Source organism: Methylomicrobium lacus (assembly GCF_041897535.1).
GTDB classification, from domain to species: domain Bacteria; phylum Pseudomonadota; class Gammaproteobacteria; order Methylococcales; family Methylomonadaceae; genus Methylomicrobium; species Methylomicrobium lacus_A.
Map to the genome: position 1 here is coordinate 1,320,213 of NZ_CP169217.1, position 21,493 is coordinate 1,341,705.

At 55.8% G+C, this 21,493-nt stretch carries 15 protein-coding genes and 1 pseudogene; 8 read left to right on the forward strand and 8 right to left on the reverse strand.

Features of this window, described 5'->3' with window-relative positions:
- Window positions 1-105: 105 nt before the first annotated feature.
- The 3 genes from ACEPPP_RS05765 to ACEPPP_RS05775 all read right to left on the reverse strand — a co-directional run bounded on the left by ACEPPP_RS05765 (window position 106) and on the right by ACEPPP_RS05775 (window position 4,214).
- Window positions 106-2,514, reverse strand: coding sequence for a TonB-dependent siderophore receptor (locus ACEPPP_RS05765; protein ID WP_374090088.1), 2,409 nt, complete (start codon window positions 2,512-2,514; stop codon window positions 106-108).
- Window positions 2,515-2,600: 86 nt separating this feature from the next.
- Window positions 2,601-3,593 (reverse strand): FecR domain-containing protein, encoded by a 993-nt coding sequence (locus ACEPPP_RS05770; RefSeq protein WP_374090089.1) that lies wholly within the window; start codon window positions 3,591-3,593, stop codon window positions 2,601-2,603.
- 108 nt (window positions 3,594-3,701) lie between these two features.
- Window positions 3,702-4,214 (reverse strand): RNA polymerase sigma factor, encoded by a 513-nt coding sequence (locus ACEPPP_RS05775; protein ID WP_374090090.1) that lies wholly within the window; start codon window positions 4,212-4,214, stop codon window positions 3,702-3,704.
- A 471-nt stretch (window positions 4,215-4,685) separates the two neighbouring features.
- Here ACEPPP_RS05775 and ACEPPP_RS05780 point away from each other — a divergent pair, with 471 nt between their 5' ends.
- Together ACEPPP_RS05780 and ACEPPP_RS05785 are read left to right on the forward strand one after the other, a co-directional pair.
- On the forward strand, window positions 4,686-5,657 hold the full coding sequence (locus ACEPPP_RS05780) for a FecR domain-containing protein (RefSeq protein ID WP_374090091.1): 972 nt from the start codon (window positions 4,686-4,688) through the stop codon (window positions 5,655-5,657).
- A gap of 88 nt (window positions 5,658-5,745) precedes the next feature.
- Window positions 5,746-8,160 (forward strand): TonB-dependent siderophore receptor, encoded by a 2,415-nt coding sequence (locus tag ACEPPP_RS05785; protein ID WP_374090092.1) that lies wholly within the window; start codon window positions 5,746-5,748, stop codon window positions 8,158-8,160.
- A 210-nt stretch (window positions 8,161-8,370) separates the two neighbouring features.
- On the opposite strand, the gene ACEPPP_RS05790 is transcribed toward ACEPPP_RS05785, so the two are convergent.
- Together ACEPPP_RS05790 and ACEPPP_RS05795 are read right to left on the reverse strand one after the other, a co-directional pair.
- Window positions 8,371-9,336: a FecR domain-containing protein gene (locus ACEPPP_RS05790; protein ID WP_374090093.1), complete on the reverse strand. Its 966-nt coding sequence runs from the start codon at window positions 9,334-9,336 to the stop codon at window positions 8,371-8,373.
- Complete coding sequence (locus ACEPPP_RS05795) at window positions 9,314-9,871, reverse strand: RNA polymerase sigma factor (protein WP_374090094.1); 558 nt, start codon at window positions 9,869-9,871, stop codon at window positions 9,314-9,316. The genes ACEPPP_RS05790 and ACEPPP_RS05795 overlap by 23 nt, the downstream gene beginning before the upstream one ends.
- Window positions 9,872-10,369: 498 nt before the next feature.
- Between ACEPPP_RS05795 and ACEPPP_RS05800 the strand changes: the two genes are divergently transcribed.
- Window positions 10,370-12,901, forward strand: coding sequence for a TonB-dependent siderophore receptor (locus ACEPPP_RS05800; protein WP_374090095.1), 2,532 nt, complete (start codon window positions 10,370-10,372; stop codon window positions 12,899-12,901).
- On the opposite strand, the gene ACEPPP_RS05805 is transcribed toward ACEPPP_RS05800, so the two are convergent.
- Window positions 12,902-13,204, reverse strand: coding sequence for a hypothetical protein (locus ACEPPP_RS05805; RefSeq protein WP_374090096.1), 303 nt, complete (start codon window positions 13,202-13,204; stop codon window positions 12,902-12,904).
- 65 nt (window positions 13,205-13,269) lie between these two features.
- Here ACEPPP_RS05805 and ACEPPP_RS05810 point away from each other — a divergent pair, with 65 nt between their 5' ends.
- Window positions 13,270-14,223, forward strand: a complete 954-nt coding sequence (locus ACEPPP_RS05810; protein ID WP_374090097.1) for a FecR domain-containing protein — start codon at window positions 13,270-13,272, stop codon at window positions 14,221-14,223.
- Between the two features lie 189 nt (window positions 14,224-14,412).
- A complete protein-coding gene (locus tag ACEPPP_RS05815; RefSeq protein ID WP_374090098.1) occupies window positions 14,413-15,735 on the forward strand; it encodes a PepSY-associated TM helix domain-containing protein in 1,323 nt (440 codons plus the stop codon).
- Here the strand turns inward: ACEPPP_RS05815 and ACEPPP_RS05820 are convergent.
- Window positions 15,724-16,002 (reverse strand): annotated as a pseudogene (locus ACEPPP_RS05820) (PepSY domain-containing protein); the annotation flags it as partial. The gene ACEPPP_RS05815 and the pseudogene ACEPPP_RS05820 sit on opposite strands and share 12 nt — an antisense overlap.
- Window positions 16,003-16,315: 313 nt before the next feature.
- Here ACEPPP_RS05820 and ACEPPP_RS05825 point away from each other — a divergent pair.
- Window positions 16,316-16,906, forward strand: a complete 591-nt coding sequence (locus tag ACEPPP_RS05825) for a transposase (RefSeq protein ID WP_374090099.1) — start codon at window positions 16,316-16,318, stop codon at window positions 16,904-16,906.
- Between the two features lie 305 nt (window positions 16,907-17,211).
- Here ACEPPP_RS05825 and ACEPPP_RS05830 read toward each other — a convergent pair whose 3' ends face one another.
- Window positions 17,212-18,189, reverse strand: a complete 978-nt coding sequence (locus ACEPPP_RS05830; RefSeq protein ID WP_374090100.1) for a FecR domain-containing protein — start codon at window positions 18,187-18,189, stop codon at window positions 17,212-17,214.
- Window positions 18,190-18,718: 529 nt separating this feature from the next.
- Here ACEPPP_RS05830 and ACEPPP_RS05835 point away from each other — a divergent pair.
- Together ACEPPP_RS05835 and ACEPPP_RS05840 are read left to right on the forward strand one after the other, a co-directional pair.
- Window positions 18,719-20,581 carry an SMP-30/gluconolactonase/LRE family protein gene (locus ACEPPP_RS05835; protein ID WP_374090101.1) on the forward strand — a complete coding sequence of 621 codons (1,863 nt, stop codon included), beginning with the start codon at window positions 18,719-18,721 and terminating at the stop codon, window positions 20,579-20,581.
- Window positions 20,582-20,826: 245 nt separating this feature from the next.
- Complete coding sequence (locus ACEPPP_RS05840; RefSeq protein WP_374090102.1) at window positions 20,827-21,492, forward strand: hypothetical protein; 666 nt, start codon at window positions 20,827-20,829, stop codon at window positions 21,490-21,492.
- The last annotated feature ends 1 nt before the right edge of the window (window position 21,493 follow it).

The window sequence follows — 21,493 nt, forward strand, 5'->3', positions numbered from 1 at the left end:
AACCCGCAAGTGTGTGATATGACGCAGTCAACCGCGTGAAATGACATAGCCGCGTAGATCGGGCACCGATAAAGCGGTTGCCCAATCCGCATGAAATGGATTGACTCAATATTCTATTCTGATCGCCCCCATGAAGGTTCGCGGCGCGCCGTATTGTGAAGGGCCGTAGCTGTAGATGCTGCCGAAATAGGTTTTATCGGTCAGATTGTCGATATTCAGTTGCGCCGTGACGCGGGAGGCGCCGATCTTCCAGAATTTACTCAACATCATGTTCATCGTGACATAGCCCGGCGCTTGCGCCGTCTCGTTATAACCGATCTCCCGTTGTCCCACCGCCTGCATGCCCGCGCCGATTTTGACGCCTTGCAACAGCGGTTTTTGAAACTCGTAAGTGGTCCAAAGGCTGCCGCTGTGTTCCGGCGCATTGTTCAGGCGCTTGCCGCTGTTTCCGAAACCGGCCGAATCCTTGATCGTTTTGGCGAACGGCGTATAGGCATAGGCGCCGATGATGCTCCAGCCCGGCAGAATTTCGCCGCTCAAATCAAATTCTATGCCGCGACTCTCGGCCTCGCCGACCGCCTTGGTGATTCCCGGCCCAACCGACATCGGCAGATTTTGTTTGGTCAGATCGAAATAAGCCAGGGTTGCGCTGAAGCGTCCGTCGAACAGTTCGGTTTTGGCGCCGACTTCCCATTGCTGCGCGGTTTGCGGCGGCAGCGGCGTTTTAGTCGACCAATCATAAAAGTTCGATGCGCCGAAGTTTTCGGTGTAGCTGCCGTAAAGCGAAAACTCGGGAATCGGCTGCCAGACCAGGCCGCCGCGCGGCGAAACCTTGTCCGCGCTGGTGTCGGGGAAAGAGGAGCCGTGCCAGGAACTGGTTGCATTGTCGTAACGCAGTCCCGCCAGCGCATGCAAATGATAAGGCAGTTCGATTTGGTCCTGCGCATACAGCCCGAACCACGGCAGCGTCCATTCCCCCAGGTCCACATCGCCCGGCAGGATGGCCGGCGGTCCGGGCTGATGAATGGGATGATAAATATCGGTCGTGTCGCCAGTTTTGGGGGTAAACCCGGCCGAGGTGGCCCGGTAGTCGGTACGGTAATAATCCCCGCCTATCAGCAGATTGTGCTTCAGAAAGCCGGTATCGAACTTTCCGCTCAGTTCCAGTGCGTTGAAAAAATTGTGCTGATAATCGTTGTCGTCGATGTTCTGCGCAAAGAAAAACCTTGTCTGATCCCCGTTCGGCTGCACGGGGGCGCCTGTGGGGAATTTCCCCGACATGGTCAGCGTATGATTGGTAAAGTTGAAGCGGTGCTGCAACTTCCAATTTTCATTGAATGCGTGCACGGTGTTCAACGACAACATGAAATATTCGTCTTCCTGAATATTCCACGGATCGCCAAGATTGCGCGAGCGCGGAATGGGGGCCGGGCGATTACCCATTAGAGGAACCGTGCCGCGCCCCAATTCCTTGATGTCGCTGTATTCGATCTTGAAGGTCGAGGTGGTTCGATCGCTGATATTCCAGCGCAGGGAGGGCGCGACGAACAAGCGTTCATCGCCGCCGAACTCCTGGAAGGTGTGGTTGGACTGATACCCCAGATTGAAGCGGTAAGCCAGGTCTTTGCTGTCGGTCAAGGGACCTGTCGCATCCACGCTGGTGCGGTAGTGATCAAACGACCCGAATTGCTGGCGCAGGCTGTAATACGGCGTATTCAACGGCTGCTTGGTCACGAAGTTGACCAACCCGCCCGGCTCGGTTCGTCCATAGAGAACGGAACCGGGGCCTTTCAGCACCTCCACCCGTTCGACGTTTTCCAGGTCTTCGGTATGCGCCCATTGGCTTTGGTTCAAATAGCCGTCCCGATAAACGTTGTAGTTGCCGAAACCGCGGATGAAGAACGTGCCGCTGCCGCCTGCCCCAGTCACCACGCCGCTGACGTTTCGCAGCGCCTGGTCGACGGTAATGACTTGCTGATCTTTTAAGACCTGCTGCGGAACGACTTTTACCGACAGCGGCGTCTGCATCAACGGCGTATCGGTTTTGGTCGCGGTTACCGCGTTGGGACGGTTATAGTCGGTATTGTAAGGATCGGTCGAATCGTATTCGGCGCTGCCGGTCACGGTCATCGGCGCCAGCGTCGCCGCGTCGGAGCGAGGGGCCGTAGGATCGGCAGGCGCCGCGCGCTTTTCCAGCGTCACCACGCCAGGCTCGACAAAACGGAAGCCGATGCCGGTGCCGGTCAGCAAATGCCTGAGGCCCTGTTCGACGCTGTGGCGGCCGTGCAGCGGCGCGGCGCGCAACGGCTCGGCCATCTCGGAACTGTACAGCAGCTGCACGCCGCTTTGTTCGGCAAAGGCCGACAGCGCCGGAATCAGTTTTTGGGCGGGGATCTGAAAGTTGACCGTGGCGCTGGCCTCGGCATAAACGATCGGCGTCGCGCCGAGCAGTCCCAGGCTGAAAACGCCGCAGGTGGCGGCGTGCAGGCGGTGTTTGATGTGCTGTTTCTTCATTAACACTCTCGAATGGCTGATGGATAATTGCTTCGAGAGTAAGACGCCGGCGCCCTAAAACACCGTACCGCTTTTGAAAAAATAGGTTAATAGACCAGCACCACCCCGCCGCCGACTCGCAGCGCCTTGACCGGCAAGGTTTGCTCGATCACGGCCAGCACCCGATCCAGGCGGTTCAGATCGAACACCCCGCTGACCGGCAGCTTGGCATTTTTCCGCCCCATCAGCAGCACCGCGCCGGGACGGTAGCGGTTGATTTCGGCTATCACTTCGTCCAGAGGCGCGGATTCGAAAATCAGCTTGCCGCGCCGCCAGGCTTCGGCTTTGCCGGCATCGACCGCATAGGCCTCGGGCAGCGGCTGACCGCTTCGGCGCTGTAGGCGCTCGCCGGGATGCAATATCACCTTGCGGCCGGGATCGCTTTGCGCCGCGGTGATTTCGACGCGACTCTCGACCTGGGTCACCGTGACGGTTCCCGCCTCGCGGCGCACGATGAAAGCGGTGCCCAAGGCGCGCACGGTCTCATCGCCGGCGGTCACGACAAAGGGACGGGCAGGATTTTTTTGCACGACGAATTCGGCCTCGCCCGCGAGCAGCCGTACCGAACGATTTGCCTGCGTATAATCGACGCTGACCGCGCTGGCGGTATTCAGATGCATCGTGCTGCCGTCTTCGAGCGCGATCGCGCGGATTTCGCCGCTGCCGGTCGCGTAATCCGCCAGCCAGAACGGCAGTTGCGGTATCACCGCGAGCGCCGATAACAGCGCCGCGCAAGCCGCCAACAGCCGGCGCCGAGCGCGGCGGGGACGCTGCGCAACCGGACGCGGCAGGGTCATGGCCGGCGCCGCCTGCTCCGCCAACCGCGGCAAGGGCCGGCCGGCCAATTGTCCCAACTGCCGCCATAATTCGACCGCTTCCTCGTACGCCTGCCGATGCAAGACGTCTTCCTTCAGCCACTGCTCCAAGGCCAGACGGTCTTCGGCGCTCGCCGAGCCCGACGTGATCCTTGCCAGCCATTGGTAGGCACGCTCTTCGATCGGCGGCGGGATGGCGGGACTGTCCCGGTGGGGTTTGGTCATGGTCATGTCGGACAAGCTAGGAAGAACGGTGGAATTATAAGTAAGACGCGCCAAAGCGCAATAACCGGACACCTGTTGTCCGGTTGATTAGGCTCCGGCCGTTGCCGGCTAGGTCTCGGCGCGCAAATGCTGCTTGCAATGCCTAAGCGCCTGCACGATGTTTTTTTCGACCCAGCTGGTCGAGACATTCAATTGCCGCGCGATCTGCGCATGGGTCAACCCGTCGAAACGGCTCAGGATAAAGATTTCCCGGCACAGCGGCGATAATTCATTCAACGCCTGGTATAGCCTGTCCAATTGCTGTTGCTGTTCGACGATCGTTTCGGGAACTTGCCGGCTGTCGGCCGGCAACTCGGCCTCGGCCAACTCGATCGATTCGGACGGATGCCGGTAATGGGTGCGCAGATGGTCGGCCGACAGATTGGCGGCGATCCGGTACAGAAAAGCGCGCGGATTCTCGATCGGCGAGTCGCTGCGGTAGCCGGCAAAACGCAGATAGGTATCCTGCAGAATATCGTCGGCGGCGTCGGGGCAATCGACACGGCGGCGCACAAAACTCAGCAGTTCCCGTTGATACAGCGTAAAAAAATCGGCTATCGAATCGATGCGCGAATGAGTCATAAAGTACGGCAATCCTGCGTAATGGAAGCATTTGAATTCGCCTAGCATGCAAGATTAATACCATTTGCAATGAATGCGGATAAGCTTACGCATAGCATCACGGTAACCGTGAAATTCCGTTGTGGGAGCGGCGCCTACGTCGCGACTTGAGGCTTTAATCGCGACGTAGGCGTCGCTCCCACAGATGACTGACATTTTAGGGGCGCTGACGGCAAAGCCGGCGAGGTAGCCTAACGACAAGACGCCAGGATCAAAGTATGTCATTTGACGCAGTCGGTGTGTTAAATGACATAATACCGAATCAATTGGACTCAGCGATCAAACACGGCTTCTCAACTGGAGGAAGCATAAAATTTCTTCGCCGACGCCTGACAGCGAACGCAAATTTCAGGATAATGGCATTCATTAACCCAGACGCACGTACGCCATGCTTTTTTCCAAGCCCCCCACAGTCCACGGCGGCAGACGGCCATGAACGGCCGCCCGGTAATGCCGCCTGGCGATGTCAACGAGCAGGCCGTCTATTGGCTGACGCTGTTGACCTCCGGCGAAGCGGACGACGAACAGCGCCGCGCGTTTGAACACTGGCTGGCCGAGAACAAGGCGCATCAGACAGCCTGGGAACGGGCGCACCGGCTCTGGCGTGAAATCGAAGGCCTGGCCGAACAGGATTTTCCGGCCACAGCGCCCCTGCCGGTCCGTAAAGCGCCTCCGCGCCGCGCCGGTTTTTCCTATGCGCTGGCATGTGCGGCTTCCCTTGTGCTCGCAGTTTTTCTCTGGCGCAATGATCTGGCCTATCTTTTCGCCGATTATCGTACCGGCATCGGCGACACTCACTCCCCCCTCACCCTCCCCGACGGATCGGAAGTGCAGCTCAATTCCGGCACCGCCTTGTCGGTCGACTACAGCACGTCCACCCGAAAACTGGTTTTGCACGGCGGCGAAGCCTGGTTCAAGGTCGCGCCGAATCCTGCCCGGCCTTTTGAAGTAGTGACCGGCTACGGCTCCGTGCGCGCGCTGGGCACCGCTTTCGATATCAAAACGCTGCCGGATTCTGTCGCCGTGACCGTACTGGAACACGCGGTGCGCATCACCCTGGCGAACGGCGAAGGCGTCGAGCGTTTGCCGGAAGGCGCCGCGATCCGTTTCGGCCAGAAGGTAATCGACATCGCCCCGCAAGCCGACCTCGATGCCGCCTCGGCCTGGCGTCAACAACGCATGATCTTTCGCAACAAGCCGCTGCAAGACGTGGTCGAGGAGCTTAACCGCTATCGCAAAGGCCGTATCGTGCTCACCAGTCATTCGCTGAACGCCTTACCGTTAACCGGAACCTTCGACACGACCGATCCGGAAGAAGCGCTGCAAATGATCAAGGCAAGCCTGGATCTGTCCGAATACCGACTGACCGACCGCTTGGTGTTTTTGTATCGGAATCAAAAATAATTTGAAAAATCGCCCCCCGCATTTTCGTCATTAACATAGGGATCAGACGCCCAGTTATTTATTGACGAAGCGAACCACAAGGAAGTTTATGAACAACGCACCGCAACTACCGATTTCACTGGCCACAATCCTGGCCTTATCGCTGTCCGCCGGCACGGCCCGGGCAGAAGAAACGGTCCATTTTGACATTCCGACCCAATCCTTATCTCAATCCCTGCTGGACTACGCCAAAGCCACCGGGGTTAAGATTCTGTTCAACGACAACCTGACCCGCGACATCAAGAGCCCGAAACTGAGAGGCGCTTACAGCGCGGAACAAGGCTTGCAAAAACTGCTTGGCGCCAGCGGCCTGAACTACCGCTTTACCTCGCCGAAAGCGGTCGTGGTGAACGGTTCGGCGCCGGAAAGCCGTAACGAGGAAACGCAGGCGTCTCAAGGAGAAACGACGTTGAAAGCGGTGACGGTAACCAGCACTGCCGACTACGACTCGACCGATCCGTATAACCCGGACTACAGCCTGCCGAATGCCACGACGGCGACCAAGACCGATACCCCGATCATGGAAACGCCAATGTCAATCAAGGTCGTGCCCAAAGCGGTAATGAACGACCAGCAAATCGTCCTATTCGATGACGCTGTGGTTCGAAATGTGAGCGGCGTACAGCGTAATTTCGACTTCGGCGATTTATACCAGGGATTCATCGTACGCGGCTTTAGTTTAGGAGCCAATATCTATCGTGACGGCCTCAGACAATACACCGGGTACTTCGAACCGGCCGGCATGCAACGGATTGAGGTTCTGAAGGGCGCTGCGGCCATGCTTTATGGCCGCACTCAACCCGGTGGCTTGGTTAATTACGTCACCAAGAAACCACGGGATGAAGCGTATTATTCACTGCAACAACAGTTCGGTTCTTACGATTTATATCGCACCACTGCGGATGCGACTGGCCCGATAAACGATGACAAGTCATTGTTATACCGTTTAAATATTGCCTATTCGAGTAACAACTCGTTCCGCGATTACAACGAGAATGAACGGATTTATGTCGCGCCGTCGTTGACCTGGCGCCTTTCGGATCAAACTGAAATGACGCTGCAGTTCGAACACCAACATGACGATTATGTGATAGATTTCGGCATCCCCCCCATCGGCGAGAGACCGGCGCCGGTGCCCAAAAGTTTTTATGTTGGCGATGCTGCTGTTAAAGATAGCTCGATGGATAGCAATCAGATTGCCACCATTATTTCGCACCGTTTTAATGACCATTGGAAAATAGAGCATAAATTCAATTGGCATCAATGGACGCATGAACTCAACTCGATTTTCCCGGCAGGCAACATACACGACGACAACCAAACGATCAATCGGGCTCTGATGACGGGCCCTACCGACAGGCAAAGCTTTGCGACCAATTTGGATATTTCAGGCGATTTCGAGACGTTTGGGGTGCAGCATAAGCTATTGCTAGGGGGCGATTACTACAGTCTTAAAACCGGCACCTATGACAATCGTTGGACCTATGGGGTGATACCGGCATTGGATATTTTTAATCCCAATAACCACATGCTGGATATAAATGCTATCAATGCTTTGCCCTATGATTTCTGGTGGCAGGAAAAGGATCAATGGTATGGCGTTTACGCGCAAGACCAAATCAGCCTGTGGGACAAATTGCATTTCTTGATCGGTGCGCGTTACGACATGCTGGACTACGGCACCGGTTGTTGCTCCGAGCCTATTACTATCGACGATCATGAGGACAATAGATTGCCCCCCCGCTTTGGCATCGTCTATCAACCGTGGAAATGGCTGTCCTTGTTCGGCAATTATGTAGAATCCATTGGTTCTAATAACGGCTTAACACCTACTAAAACGGTTAATAAGCCGGAACTTGGCACTCAGTTTGAGGCTGGATTTAAAACCGCGTTTTTTGATGGCCGCCTGTCGTCCAATGTCGCTTACTATCATTTAACCAAAGAAAACATGTTGACCGGTGTACCAGGCTTAGCCTATAGGGTTCCGGTAGGTGAGGCGAGAAGCCAAGGGTTGGAAGTCGACGTGACTGGCGATCTCACCGATTACTTGAGCCTTGTCGGCACCTATGCTTATACCGATGCGATATTCACTAAAGACGATGGATTTGCGCCTTGGGGGATTCCATCCAAGCAAGGAAACCGTTTACCCAATGTCCCCAAACACTCAGGCAGTTTATGGTTGACCTTTCATCCGGACGAGCGTTTTAAAATCGGCGCGGGCATGTTCGCGCAAGGCCAGCGCGTCGGCAACAATGATAATACCTACGAATTACCCGGCTTTGTCCGTCTGGACGCCATGGTGTCTTACAACTGGAAAATCGGCGCCTCGAAGTTGACCACCCAGCTCAACGTCAACAATCTGCTGGATAAGGATTACTACCGAGGCTCACGAATATCGGATAGTACTGGGGCCTTGCCGGGCGAGCCTATCTCGTTTATCGGTTCGTTGCGATTGGATTACTAACCCGCAAATCTGACTCACACTGTTTACGCTTGCATAGCCCGACATTTTCAATGCTTCAATCGAATCGTGGTTTCGGATCATCCTCCAATCGGGACGTGATCGCCGCCCAAGCGCCGGGCAACGATAAAGCTGTTGCCCAACCTGAACATTTCAATTCACCCTTGCCGCTTCGAGGATCAGCATGAAAACCGGCGGATACAGTGAACCAGCCTAATTTTTCGACTGCCTTCGCAACATAATCTGCCGGCCGCTCCGTTTCGCCTGCACCGGCAGGATGTGCTCGAGGGCATGCAGAAACGGATCGATGTCGTTCGCGTCAAAGGTGCCGCTGAGCGTTTGCTCCGCGAGTTTGGCGTCGGCAAAGACAAAGCGGACCGGGTGATAGCGTTCCAATTCGGCCGCGACGTCCCGCAGCGGCGTCCGCTTGAAGACCAGTTGTCCCCGCAGCCAGGCGGACAGGTTTTCCGCGTCCACGGCTTGCGGCCGGCCTAATCCGGCCGACTCGGTATAACCGCGCTGGCTGCCAGCGCCGAGGCGTTCGCCTGACACGGCATTTCCGTCGTTCAATTCGACCTCCCCTTCCACTACCGAAACCGTCGCGCCTCGCGCCTGTTTCCGGACATTGAAACGGGTGCCGACATCGCGAATGCGCAAGTCGCCCACCTGTACGGTAAAAGGACGCAGCCGGTTGTGGCTCACGTCAAACTGCGCCTCGCCTTGCGTCAACACCACGTTGCGCCACAACAGGGACAGCCTGACCGTAACGCGGCTGTCGGTGTTCAGGTCGATATGGGAATTGTCCGCCAGGTCGATGCGGCGGTGCTCGCCGATCCGGGTCGCATAGCTCACGGTTTCGGCGCTATATTCCAGCCACGCGCCGCCGAGCAAGGCGCTCGTGCACAGTAACAACGCCAGCGCCGAATACACGGCGGCCGGTTTTCCAGGCTTGGCCGCGCGCGCCTCGGCCAAACCGGGCACGGCCATCCCCTGGAGGCTGTCCATATGGGCCCAGATCCGTTCGGCTTCCGCGTAAGAGGCGCGGTGGCCCTCGTGTTTTGACCGCCAGGCTTCAAAGCGCAACCTGTCTTCTGCGGGACAGGGTTCCGCGTGCAGGCGCACAAACCATTCGATCGCCTGTTTTAACTGCCTTTCGCTATACGAAGCCGAGGATTTCATCGGAGGTATTATCGGTTCGAAGTGATGGCTTTTCCATGCGTCGATGGCAGTGCAGCATGGCCGTCACCAAACGCCTCTGCACCGTTTTCTCCGAGATTCCGAGTTTCAGGGCAATGTCGGCATAGCTTAATTCGTCGATTTTGCGCAGCAAAAACACGTCCCGGACTTTTTTCGGCATGGTGTGGATCGCGTCCAGCAGGATTTCGCATTGTTGGCGCAACGCGGCCAGCTCGTCCGGAAGATGCTGCGGGCAAACCATCGCTTCATCGAGCTCGATTCCGCTATTTCTCGGCAGTTGCTGCCATTTCAGATAATTGATCGCCAGACGGTCGGCGACGCGGTAAAGCAAGCCGGCCAAGTTTTCGTCATGTTTCACCGCATTGTCGCGCAGCAGGCGCAGATAGGTTTCCTGGCATAAATCCTGGGCGGTGTCGGGGCAGCGAACCCGGTTTACCAGGAAACGGGACAGCGCTTTGCGGTGATCCTGAAACAACTGGGCAATCTGATCGTGGGTAAGCGCTGGCTGGGATGACATGACTCGGTTTTTTGAAGAGGGTTTTGCGCTGTAGTGGGGCCGTATCGCAACAAGGTCCAGGGGTTCCGCCTCAATCAGCAATTTCTGTACCAGAGGCTTTGATTCGAAGGGAATGAGCGGATGTTTTCTTGACCAGCGCAACGACCGGCGCCAGCCTCAGGCTTCTCAAGAAATTGATTGTATTGGCTAATCCCCCAATGCACCGCATCGGTTGGCAAACGGGTTTGGCCATGCCGGCAGACGGCAAGAGCAAAGGGGCTATCGAGGCGGCTTCTGCGTACTGCCCGGCGCGGAGTGTGTCAAATCACACAGAGAGGTGAGTCAAATCACACAGTCCGCACGCCGATGATCCGAAGCGATGCGGTAAACTCGCAACGAGAAAATCCGCTGAAAAAATCATTGCAAAAAAAATGACCGGTTCGGACGCTTTGGATTGTTATCTCGGTTAAGACGACTACACACGTTAAACCTCGACACAATTCCAACCAGGGAAAACAGATGGTTAAAAGCTTACCGAAGATGATGGCCAGTCATGCCGAACGCGCAGGGCACAAAATCGCCCCCTATCCATGGCTGCGGCATGGCGTCCTGCTCGCGCCACTGCTGGCCGGCAATGCCCAAGCCGGCGACAACGCTTATTCCTTCGACCTGCCGGCGCAGCCGCTGGCCGCGACGCTGGACCGCCTGGCGCAAGCGTCCCACACCCAATTGATTTATGCCGACGCGACGGTCAAGGGGCTCACCGCCGCGCCGGTCAAGGGCCGATACACGGCTAGGCAGGCACTCGCCATCGCGCTGGGCAAGAGCGGCCTGAGGTACGATGTGGTGGACAAAGCGCTGATTACCGTGTCCGGCAAACCCGATACGAGATCGGAAGCCACGTTAGCGCCGATGACCGTGGTGGGAGAAGCGGAGGCGGATCCGAATGATCCCTATAACACCGACTACAAAGTCGCCGACACGGTGACCGCCACCAAAACCGACACGCCGATCATGGAAACGCCCTTTTCGGTACAGGTCGTGCCCAAGCAGGTGCTGCAAGACCAGCAGGCCGTGCGTCTGGAAACGGCGGCGGAAAACGTCAGCGGCACGTATTCCAGCCGCGGCGCCGGCGGGATAGGCGGAGGCCAGAGCGCGACCTTCCTGCGCGGTTTTGAAACCTTCGACTATTATCGCGATGGCGGGCGGTTCAACGGCGGTTTTGTGATCAATGGTCCGCGCGAAATGGCCAATGTCGAGCGGGTTGAAGTGCTTAAAGGACCTGCCTCCATCCTTTACGGGCGATTGGAGCCGGGAGGCATGGTCAACATCGTCACCAAGCGGCCTTTGGCTACGCCCTACTATTCGCTGCAACAGCAGTTCGGTTCGTACGATTTTTACCGCACCACGGCGGATGCCACCGGGCCTTTGACTGAAGACAAGTCCCTGCTCTACCGCGTCAACCTGGCCTATGAAAACAGCGGCTCGTTTCGGGAATTTCTGGACCATGACCGGGTATTTTTCGCGCCGACCTTCCACTGGAACATCAGCGACAAAACCCAGGCGAATTTCCACATGGAATACCAGCACGACAAGTCCCCTTTCGATCATGGATTCCCGGTGGCCGGCAACCGTCCCCTCAACCTGCCGCATGGACGCAATTTGGGCGAACCGGGCTCCGCGAATGAAAGCGAAACTTTCAATGTGGGCTTTGACTGGTCGCATGCGTTTAATGACAACTGGACGTTGCGCCACCGATTCGATGCCGTCCTGCTGCCTAAAGCCGATACGCTGCCCTCGGTCTATAGCGGCTTTCTCGGCCCCTGTTCGGTCGGCGTCAGTTGTCAGGTGAACCGCCTGACCTATGCCAACAAAAGCCATGCCGAGAACTATTACACGACCGTGGACCTTCTCGGCAAATTCAATACGTGGGGTATAAAACACGATGTCCTGCTCGGCGGCGACTTTTATCACCAGGTGCATCAGACCGACTTTGCATGGACGTTCAGCCAGCCCATAGACGCCTACAACCCGGTCCATACCGGCATAGACCCGAGTGTGCTCGATCATCCTAACCTTTTCGGACCCTCAGGCTTTACGGAAGAATGGGGCGGGTTCTATACCCAGGATCAGATAGAGCTGCCTTATCACGTGCATCTTTTGGCGGGCTTCCGCTATGATACGGTCAGATACGGCAGCGCCAGCGACCTGCACTTCAATTTCGGCAGTCCGTTCGTCCAATCGTCGCATAATCTGCTGCAACAGGAATCGGTAAAACCACGCTTTGGCCTCTTGTATCAACCGATACCCGAAGTGAGCCTCTATGGCAACTACGTGGAGAATTTCGGCCTGTCCAACGGCTTTAATAGCAATGGCGCGGCATTGCCGCCGACCACGGCCAAACAGTGGGAGGGAGGGATCAAGACCGAGCTGCTGGACAAACGCCTGACCGCCACGCTCGCCTGGTTCGACATCACCAAACGAAATATTGCCGTTACCGACCCCGACCCTATCAAGGCCGCCAGCGGTTTTCAAAACGCCATTGGCGAGGTCCGCAATCAGGGGGTGGAATTGGATATGGCCGGCGAGTTGTTGCCCGGCTGGAAACTGATCGGCACCTATTCCTACATCGACTCGAAAATCACCAAGGACACGTCGGTCATCTACGATGCAAATTTCAACGTGGTCGGCATTGGCACCGGCAACCAAGGCAAGCGCCTGTTCAACGTCCCGCGTAACATTGCCAGCCTATGGAGCACCTACGAATTTTTTGATGGCGATTTACGCGGATTCAAATTCGGCGGAGGCGTTCTGCTTCGCGACCAACGCCAGGGCGACAACGCAAACTCATTCCAGCTGCCCGGCTATGCGACCGTCAATTTGTTGGCCAGCTATACCGTCGACGTGGGCAAAAGCAAAGTCACTACCCAGCTGAATGTCGACAACCTGTTGAATAAAGACTATTTCGATAGCGCGACCAACAGCACCGTCCAGGGCAATTATCCCGGCGCCCCGCGCACCGTGTTGGGCTCGATCCGGCTGGAATTTTAATCATTGATTCAACAGGCGGGACGGGTTATACAACCCGTCCCGCCAACGTTTGCAATAGGGCGGCATCAGTTTCAGAGTGTCCGTTGCGATACGCGCGAAAACGCATGGCCGCCAATCAAACCATCGATTACCTCCGACAACATCAAACATCTTTCCTACCGGAAATTCACCGGGTTGTCTTACGGTACTATCTTCAGATCCATCCAAAAAACCTGCTGCATTGTCAGCGTTACCTGGAGGAAGAATATAATTTCCCAGATGACGCCTGACAACGAACGTAAATTTCAGGATAATGACTTCCATCAATTCAAACGCCCACACGCCATGCTTTTATCCAAGCCCCCCACAAACCACGGCGGCGGTTGGTCATGACCAAGCGTCCGGTAATGCCGCAAGGTGACGCCAACGAACAGGCCATCTATTGGCTGACACTGCTGGCCTCCGGCGAAGCGGACGACGAACGGCACCGCACGTTTGAACACTGGCTGGCCGAAGATAAGACGCATCAATCGGCTTGGGCGCGGGTGCTGAGGCACTGGCGTGATATCGAAGGGTTGAGCGAACAGGATTTTCCGACGGACGCATCAAACCGTCGCCGGCCTCTGCTCCACAGTAAACTTTTCAATGCAATGGCATGCTTGGCTTGCTTTATACTGGCAGTCTTCCTTTTGCACCATGGTCTGAATCGTCATCTCGCCGACTTCCGCACCGACATCGGCGAGAATAAAACCCTCATCCTCGCAGACGGCTCGGAAGTTCAGCTCAACTCCGGCACGGCGTTGTCGGTCGGCTACAGCCCCACTACCAGAAAACTGATTTTGTACGGCGGCGAAGCCTGGTTTAAGGTCGCACCGAATCCCCGACCTTTTGAAGTGCTTACCACCTACGGCACGGTGCGCTCCTTGGGCACCGCTTTCAATGTCAAAACGCTGCCGGATGCTGTCGCGGTGACCGTATTGGAACACACGGTGCGCATTACCTTGGCAAACGGGGAACGTGTCGATCGCTTGCCGGAAGGCGCCTCGATCCGCTTCGGCCAGACGGTGAACGACATCAACCCGCGCGCCGACATCGACGCCGCCTCGGCCTGGCGTCAACAACACATGGTCTTTCGCAACAAGCCTCTGGAAGAGGCGATCGAGGAGCTTAACCGCTATCGCAAAGGCCTCATTGTGATCACCGACCATTCTCTGAACGCTTTATCCTTAACCGGGACATTCGACACGACCAATCCGGAAAAAGCTTTGCAAATGATCAAGACAAGACTTGATCTGTCCGAATACCGGCTGACCAACCGGTTAGTGTTTTTATACCGGAATTAAGACCCAGGACAAGACGCATAGCCATCCCATAAAGACGCCGCCCACTTCGCGAAAATTCCGGGTTTATCGGTAATGACGATCATACTGGGGATTGTAAAACGCGATCCGAAAAAACTTCCGCCTCCTTGCCCGCCTAACAACAAATACCGATCCATGGGATAATTCGCGCTTTGCCTGAACCCTTCTTCCATGACCTTTCCGATCATCAAGGCCCGGCGCGGCCGGGCCGCCTGGCTCAAACTGCATCTTTTCCTGGCGCTCGGCGCCGGTTTTTTATTCGCCCTGCTGGGCCTGACCGGCAGCCTCAGCATTTACCGGGAAGACATCGACGAACTGCTCAATCCCCGGTTGGTCATCGACGAACCCGCCGGAGACTATCAATCCCTCGACAAGATCATCGCGGCGGTGCGCGCGGCGCATCCGGACCGGCACGGCGCCTGGACCCTCGAAATGCCGAACTCGCCGCACGGCATGGTCACCGCCTGGTTCGACAAGCCCAGGGAGACCTATTTCGAGTGGTATGCGCCGCTGATGGTCTCGGTCAACCCCTATACTGCCGAGGTCGTCGCCAGCCGCTTCTGGGGCGAGACCTTCACCACCTGGCTGCTGGATTTGCATAGCCACCTCCATCTCGGCCTGTCCGGCCGCAACACGGTCGGACTGTTGGGGCTGTTGCTGATGCTTTCGGCGGGCAGCGGGCTGGTTTTGTGGTGGCCGGGCGTCAAGGGCCTCATCAAGGCCCTGACGGTCAGTCGCACCGCCAGCATGCTGCGCTTTGCGACCGACCTGCACCGGATGACCGGCTTTCTGAGCGCCCTGGCCCTGTTGATGCTGGCGAGTACCGGCTTCCTGCTGAGCTATCCGAAAGCCCTGGAAAAACTGACCGGCGCGGCCGGCATGGGCCACGGCGAAACCAATCGCACGATCGTCAGCACCGGGGTGCCGAACAACCATCCCCTCCCCCTGGCGGGCGCCGAATTCATCGCCCGCGCCCCCTTCCCGAACGCCGAATTGCGCCGTATCACCACGCCGGTCGGCGACAGCGGCGTGTATGAAATCCATTTCCGGCAAGAAAGCGAAATCAATCAGCGCCACCCCTTCACGGCCGTCTGGGTGGACCGCTGGAGCGGCCATATCCAGGAGGTGCGCGACCCGGCCCGGTTTTCCGCGGGACAAACCGCCGCGACCTGGATATGGCCGCTGCATTCGGGCGAAGCCTTGGGTGCGCCAGGACGCCTCGTCTGGTTCCTGGCGGGTCAGGCGCTGTTTTTCCTGTACCTGAGCGGCCTGTTCAGATGGCTATGCCGGCGCGGCGTCATTCGGGATCGGCCGGTCGATTTTGCCCCATTGAAGGCCGCAGGTTACCAGGCCATGACCGTGGCTTACCGCCTGAGCCTCATGCTCTGGCGGCTGGCCGTCAACGGGGGACACAAAGCGCTGCCGCAGGCCGCGCCCTTAGGGCAGGCGCTGATGCGATGGCTGTTGAACGTGAATAAATCACTACGAAATTAATTTACCGTGTCCCGCCTTATGCCGTTTGGCACGGCGTTTCTGCAGCCTGCGGATCACGCCGGTCACAAACAGCAGCGGACAGGCCTGCCCGCTCAGAAACACCAGAATGCGCCCGGTCCAGCCGAAGGCCCGGCCGGAATGCAGCGGCCACTGCCAATGCGTGAAGACCTCGCCGGCCGTCGCCGAACGGTCGGCCGGATCGTCTACGTCGAGTATCGCTCCGGAGTATTGATCGATCACGACGCAACGCCAGTGAATGAAACTGCCGCCGTCCAGCATAGGAGGGTGAGCGGTGAAAACAGTACTGAAATCTTTGCCGTAACCAGCCGATGTGCCGGTTATGGCTGAAAGAGTTGGGAAGCAGCGCACAAAGCCAAGGAACTCAGGGGGATGTTGCTGAACGAGTTCGGGCCATGGTTCATCAGGTATGTATTTGAAGCATCATTTTGATGCCAAATCCGAATGACGAATTCAAGATGGAGCCGCCAAAAGACGCGCCGATTAGCCGACGCGTATCCAAACTGATGTGGCTACACTAAAAACCGGACACACCCTTTAAAATACTCCCAAGGATCAACCGATGCCCAAAGCCCGTCATCGCACCAAGCAGCCAAACGCCATTAACTTTGATGTGCGAACCGCGCTCTATCAATTGGTGGGTACCGACTTAACGCAGATTCATGGCATTGGGCCGTTCCTGGCATTACGCTTGATCGCAGAATGCGGCACTGATTTAAGCAAATGGCGTACAGCTAAGCACTTTACCTCTTGGTTGACCTTATCACCGGGCTGCAAAATCAGCGGAGGCAAGGTGCTGTCGGCCCATTCGCGCAAATCGAATAACCGCCTGACTGCCCACCTACGGCTAGCAGCCGTCACTGTGAGTAAAACCAATACCGCACTAGGCGCCTTTTACCGTCGACTCGCAGCTCGAATCGGCAAGGCGAAGGCAGTGACTGCAACAGCACGAAAAATAGCGGTGCTGTTCTACAACACCATGCGCTTTGGTATGAACTATAGCGATCCAGGAGCCGCTCAATATGAGCAAAAAACCGCGAGCGCGCCATCAAACAACTGCACCGTCGAGCCGCTGAATTTGGCTTTGAATTGCACGAAGTTCAGAGTGTTTCTTAGGAAGGCGGCCGCGTACTTTGCCAAGGAACAACGGTGAAGTATGCCTGGATCAAACAGCATGCAACGGAATTTGCGGTGGGCTCGATGTGTCGGTTCCTACAGGTAGGTATCGCGAAGCGCCTATTATGATTGGCTGCATCGCGTTCCCACTCCCGGTGAAAAAGACGATGCCGATCTTACAGATATTCTGTTGTTTGTCAGAGCGGGGGATGAGCGATAACCCGGAAAGGCTGCTGTTCATGCGGGGAGTCTCCGTTTGCTGAAGTGATGGATGCCTTATAAGACGATTCCGCGCCGAAACCACACACCCGTCAACGCAAAAATATTTCGAAGAGGGCAGGATTAGCGCGCCGCCAGCAAAACCAGACTGCCGGGCAAGCGGTAGACGGCCAGTTTCAGCGTGTTTTCGATCACCGCCAAAGCCTTGTCCGGCTCGCGGGTGTCGAAGACGCCGGTGACCCGGTGTTGCTTCAGCCTTGCATTCACGATCACGATGCTTCCGGGCCGGTAGCGGTTCAGCTCGGCGACGACCTGCACTAACGGCAAATCGCGGAAAACCAGACGGTGATCGCGCCATGCCTGCGTTTGCTTCCGATTGACCGCAACGACCTTCGAGACCCTACCCTCATTCACCGCGACGAGTTCGCCTTCCCGCAAGGCTTCGATCGTCGTTCCCTGGCTGAAGACGACCCGCACCGCATGCTCGTAAACGGTGACCGCCATCTCCCGGCCGAGCTGCCTGACTTCGAAAGCGGTGCCGAGCGCCCGCACCCGACCGTCATCGGTCTCCACATCAAACGGGCGCTCGGCATCCTTAGCGACCTTGAAATAGGCCTCGCCGCCATGCAGGGTAACCGTGCGCTGCGTCGCGGTAAAATCGACCGACAACGCGGTATCGGTATTCATCAACACGGTCGAGCCGTCGCTTAATTGCACGGAACGCTGCTCGCCGACCGCGGTTCGGTAATCGGCAAACCAGACCGGCCAGGCCGCGATGCCGACCCACACAAGCAACAACAAGCAGGCAAATGCCGGCACAGACCACGGATTGAAAAACCCCCGAAGGCTCCTTTTAGACTTCAGATCACGCCGTCTACCCGCGCTGGACAGGCGTTTGTCGAGCAAGGCGACTTGCTCGTCGCTCAACATATCGAATTTTTTCCAGAATGCCCGCGCCTTGTCCCATTCTGCCTGGTTGTCCGGATTTTCGGCAAGCCATGCCTCGAATGCTAGCCGTTGTTCGGAGCTGGCGAAGGGCGAGCTCAACAATACCAGCCAATAATTGGCCTGCTCTTGCGGCGTCTTTTTGTCTGGGTTCATGGCGTTCGGCGGCGATGATTCGATCTGAATAAGACTATGACGCCTACGGCGGCGAAAATATCACCAGCGCTCATAAAAAAGGTAAAGAGCGGGCACGCATACCTGCTGTTGATCCACGCCGGGGCATCGGAAGGCATATTTCGGCAGAACCTTCAAGATGTGCAAACAGCATTCAAGCGGTTTGGAAAATGCGAAAACTGCGTCATTTGACGCAGTGCAGATACGTTATATGACATAGTAATGATTTTTCTAGGTTTCTCCAGCTTCCCCCTAGATGCCGCAAACAAAGTCAATGTGTACGAACTTGTTTTTGCAAGACAAAATCGCTTGCCAAAACAACCTCGAAAGTCGGCATGATTTATGCCTGAAATAATGTCATACGGCTTCATTATTATATTGCCGGCATCTCAAGTGCCGACGATTACGTTTTACCTTGATTTTATGGTTTTGTGCAGCCGAGTTCGCATTTAACCGATACATCGATTTCCCAAAAATTTTTAAGAACGATTTCATCAGAATTAACATCACAATGAGCAACCATTACACGCTTTATCCGCCTCGGCGGCAGACGCTAAAGATCTGGGCCCTGTTATCGATCTTTGCCTCCGCGCTGTTTTCAATGCCTGCCGTCCAAGCGGAAATTCCTCCGGTATTTGTTGCCTCCTGGGGCAATGAGGGCGAGGTTCTAAAATATCCCCAAAGCATAGCGACTGATCCGGTCGGAAATGCCTATGTCGTTGATAGCAATGATAACAGCATCAAGAAATTCGACAGCGACGGCCATTTCCTGAGCAAATGGGGATCATACGGGACCGCCAAAGGGCAGTTTCGGGGGCCTGCCGGCATCGCAACCGATACGGCCGGCAACGTCTATGTCGCGGATACTTATAATCACCGCATCCAGAAATTCGACAGCAACGGCCAATTCTTGGGTAAATGGGGATCGAAGGGGAAAGCGAAGGGGAAGTTTAATACCCCATCCGGCATCGCAACCGATGCCGCGGGCAACGTCTATGTCGCCGATACGGAAAACCATCGCATCCAGAAATTCGACAGCAACGGCAAATTCCTGGGCAAAGAGGAAAATGCCGACGGGCCGTTTAGGAGTCCAGCCGACATCGCAACCGATGCGGCCGGCAACGTCTATGTCGCCGATACCGGCAATCAACGCATCATCAAATACGACGGCAACTTCCAGTTCCTGGGCACTTGGGGATCCTATGGGACCGCTAACGGGCAGTTTGGCAATACGACCACTAGTCTAGCGACCGATGCGGCCGGCAATGTCTATGTCGCAGATGCCTGGAATGACCGTATCCAGAAATTCGACAGCAACGGCACCTTCCTGGACACCTGGAAAATAGAAGGAGATGACGGTGAACCGTTTAAGGGCACCGCCGGCATCGCAACCGATGCGGACGGCAATGTCTATGTTGCAGCGCCCTGGTATGGCCGAATTCAGAAATTCGACAGCAACGGCAACCTCATGAGCCAATGGGGAATCAGCGCAACCGCCGACGGGCAATTCAACTATCCTCATGACATAGCCACCGATGCGGACGGCAACATCTATGTCGCGGATACTTATCATCACCGCATCCAGAAATTCGGCAGCGACGGCAACTTCCTGGCCAAATGGGGATCACAGGGGATCGAAAACGGGAATTTTCAAGAGCCCGCCGGCCTCGCGACCGATGCGGTCGGCAACGTCTATGTCGCCGATACCTATAATCACCGCATCCAGAAATTCGACAGCAACGGCAACTTCCTGGCCAAATGGGGTACCGAAGGGAACGGCGATGGTCAGTTTAGCATGCCCGCGGATATTGCAGCCGACACGGCAGGCAACGTCTATGTCGCCGATACCGGTAATAACCGCATCCAGAAATTCGACGGTGACGGCAACCTCCTGAACCAATGGGGGGATTACGGGAAAGCCGAGGGACAGTTTGCCTATCCCGCCGGCATCGCAACCGATGCGGACAGCAACATCTATGTCGCCGATACCTATAATCACCGTATCCAAAAGTTCGACAGCAATGGCACTTTTCTGGCCAAATGGGGCGCCTTGGGACGCACCAAGGGGAAATTTACAGTGCCATCCAGCATCGCGATCGATGCGTCAGGCAACATCTTCGTCGTGGAAAGTTATAACAACCGTATCCAGAAATTCGACAACGATGGCCACTTCCTCGGCGCATGGGGAATAAGGATAGATGACGACGAACAGTTTGACTCATCTGCATTGGGTGCCGATGCCGGCATTGCGGCCGATGCTTTGGGCAACATCTATGTCGCGGACGGCAATAATGACCGCATCAAGATATATACTTATCAACCTCTATCCGAATTCACCGGTTTCACCGCCAGAAGGGCCGCATCCGGCAACTAGATCAACGTGAGTTGGGCCTGAGGTCAGCAGATCAGCCCTTAAAACTCGGTGATCATCGCCGACTTCTGTTCCGCGAAGCTGACCGCGCCGAATCAATACGGCAAAAAAAAAGGGCGCCTAAAGTTATATATAGCGCTTATAAGTGTGTAATTTTTGATAAAGACCTCCTTAGGGAGGTCTTTTTTTGTATCTAATACGCTATAATACCAATAGTATAATCTGTGTAACGTATGTAAGGACAAGGGATGATATCGACCAAGGTTAGAGCAAAAATTGTCGAGGATAACAGTGGAGTTGCTACAGAAATTCCTATTCTGCTTACAAAGCAGGGACCGATCTCATCAATTACTGATTACTTGCTTGAGCTCCATCTGAATGGTGCTTCGAAATCATCCATAAATAAAGTGATTCAGTCTATAGCTATGTTGCTTGAATATATGGATGCAAACGCTGATTCCTTTGATGACCCTGAATCGATGTTCAAAGCCTTTGTTCGCAGACTTTATAGTGGCACAGCAGGTGATAATGGCATTGATCCATCTGGTCTGTACTGGGTGCCCGCATCAATCAACACGGTCAAAGTCCATATTAATCGACTCACGCTGTTCAGTGATTGGCTTGCCGATAAACAGTCTGGAGCCCAGCTGAACCCATTAAGAAAAGCCACGCCACACGAGGAACGTCTGGCTTATGCTGCATGGTGGCGCAGAAAACACTATGACTTTCTAGGTCACATTAAAGATAAATCGATCAGCACAACCGTTAAACGTGCTAGAAGTATCAAAGGCCGTACACCGCTGGCTAAGACAGACGATGATGCGACCTCCTTCCCCGGCACTCAGTTCGAGCGATTTTTCATAGAGGCTATTTTTGCCCATCCCCTCGAAATGGTAAAAATTAGCAATGGCTGAT

Bases quoted from the DNA above. Each gene is read 5' to 3' on its own strand.
- ACEPPP_RS05765 (WP_374090088.1), bottom strand. From the start codon at position 2,514: ATGAAGAAACAGCACATCAAACACCGCCTGCACGCCGCCACCTGCGGC.
- ACEPPP_RS05770 (WP_374090089.1), bottom strand. From the start codon at position 3,593: ATGACCAAACCCCACCGGGACAGTCCCGCCATCCCGCCGCCGATCGAA.
- ACEPPP_RS05775 (WP_374090090.1), bottom strand. From the start codon at position 4,214: ATGACTCATTCGCGCATCGATTCGATAGCCGATTTTTTTACGCTGTAT.
- ACEPPP_RS05780 (WP_374090091.1), top strand. From the start codon at position 4,686: ATGAACGGCCGCCCGGTAATGCCGCCTGGCGATGTCAACGAGCAGGCC.
- ACEPPP_RS05785 (WP_374090092.1), top strand. From the start codon at position 5,746: ATGAACAACGCACCGCAACTACCGATTTCACTGGCCACAATCCTGGCC.
- ACEPPP_RS05790 (WP_374090093.1), bottom strand. From the start codon at position 9,336: ATGAAATCCTCGGCTTCGTATAGCGAAAGGCAGTTAAAACAGGCGATC.
- ACEPPP_RS05795 (WP_374090094.1), bottom strand. From the start codon at position 9,871: ATGTCATCCCAGCCAGCGCTTACCCACGATCAGATTGCCCAGTTGTTT.
- ACEPPP_RS05800 (WP_374090095.1), top strand. From the start codon at position 10,370: ATGGTTAAAAGCTTACCGAAGATGATGGCCAGTCATGCCGAACGCGCA.
- ACEPPP_RS05805 (WP_374090096.1), bottom strand. From the start codon at position 13,204: ATGGAAGTCATTATCCTGAAATTTACGTTCGTTGTCAGGCGTCATCTG.
- ACEPPP_RS05810 (WP_374090097.1), top strand. From the start codon at position 13,270: ATGACCAAGCGTCCGGTAATGCCGCAAGGTGACGCCAACGAACAGGCC.
- ACEPPP_RS05815 (WP_374090098.1), top strand. From the start codon at position 14,413: ATGACCTTTCCGATCATCAAGGCCCGGCGCGGCCGGGCCGCCTGGCTC.
- ACEPPP_RS05825 (WP_374090099.1), top strand. From the start codon at position 16,316: ATGCCCAAAGCCCGTCATCGCACCAAGCAGCCAAACGCCATTAACTTT.
- ACEPPP_RS05830 (WP_374090100.1), bottom strand. From the start codon at position 18,189: ATGAACCCAGACAAAAAGACGCCGCAAGAGCAGGCCAATTATTGGCTG.
- ACEPPP_RS05835 (WP_374090101.1), top strand. From the start codon at position 18,719: ATGAGCAACCATTACACGCTTTATCCGCCTCGGCGGCAGACGCTAAAG.
- ACEPPP_RS05840 (WP_374090102.1), top strand. From the start codon at position 20,827: ATGATATCGACCAAGGTTAGAGCAAAAATTGTCGAGGATAACAGTGGA.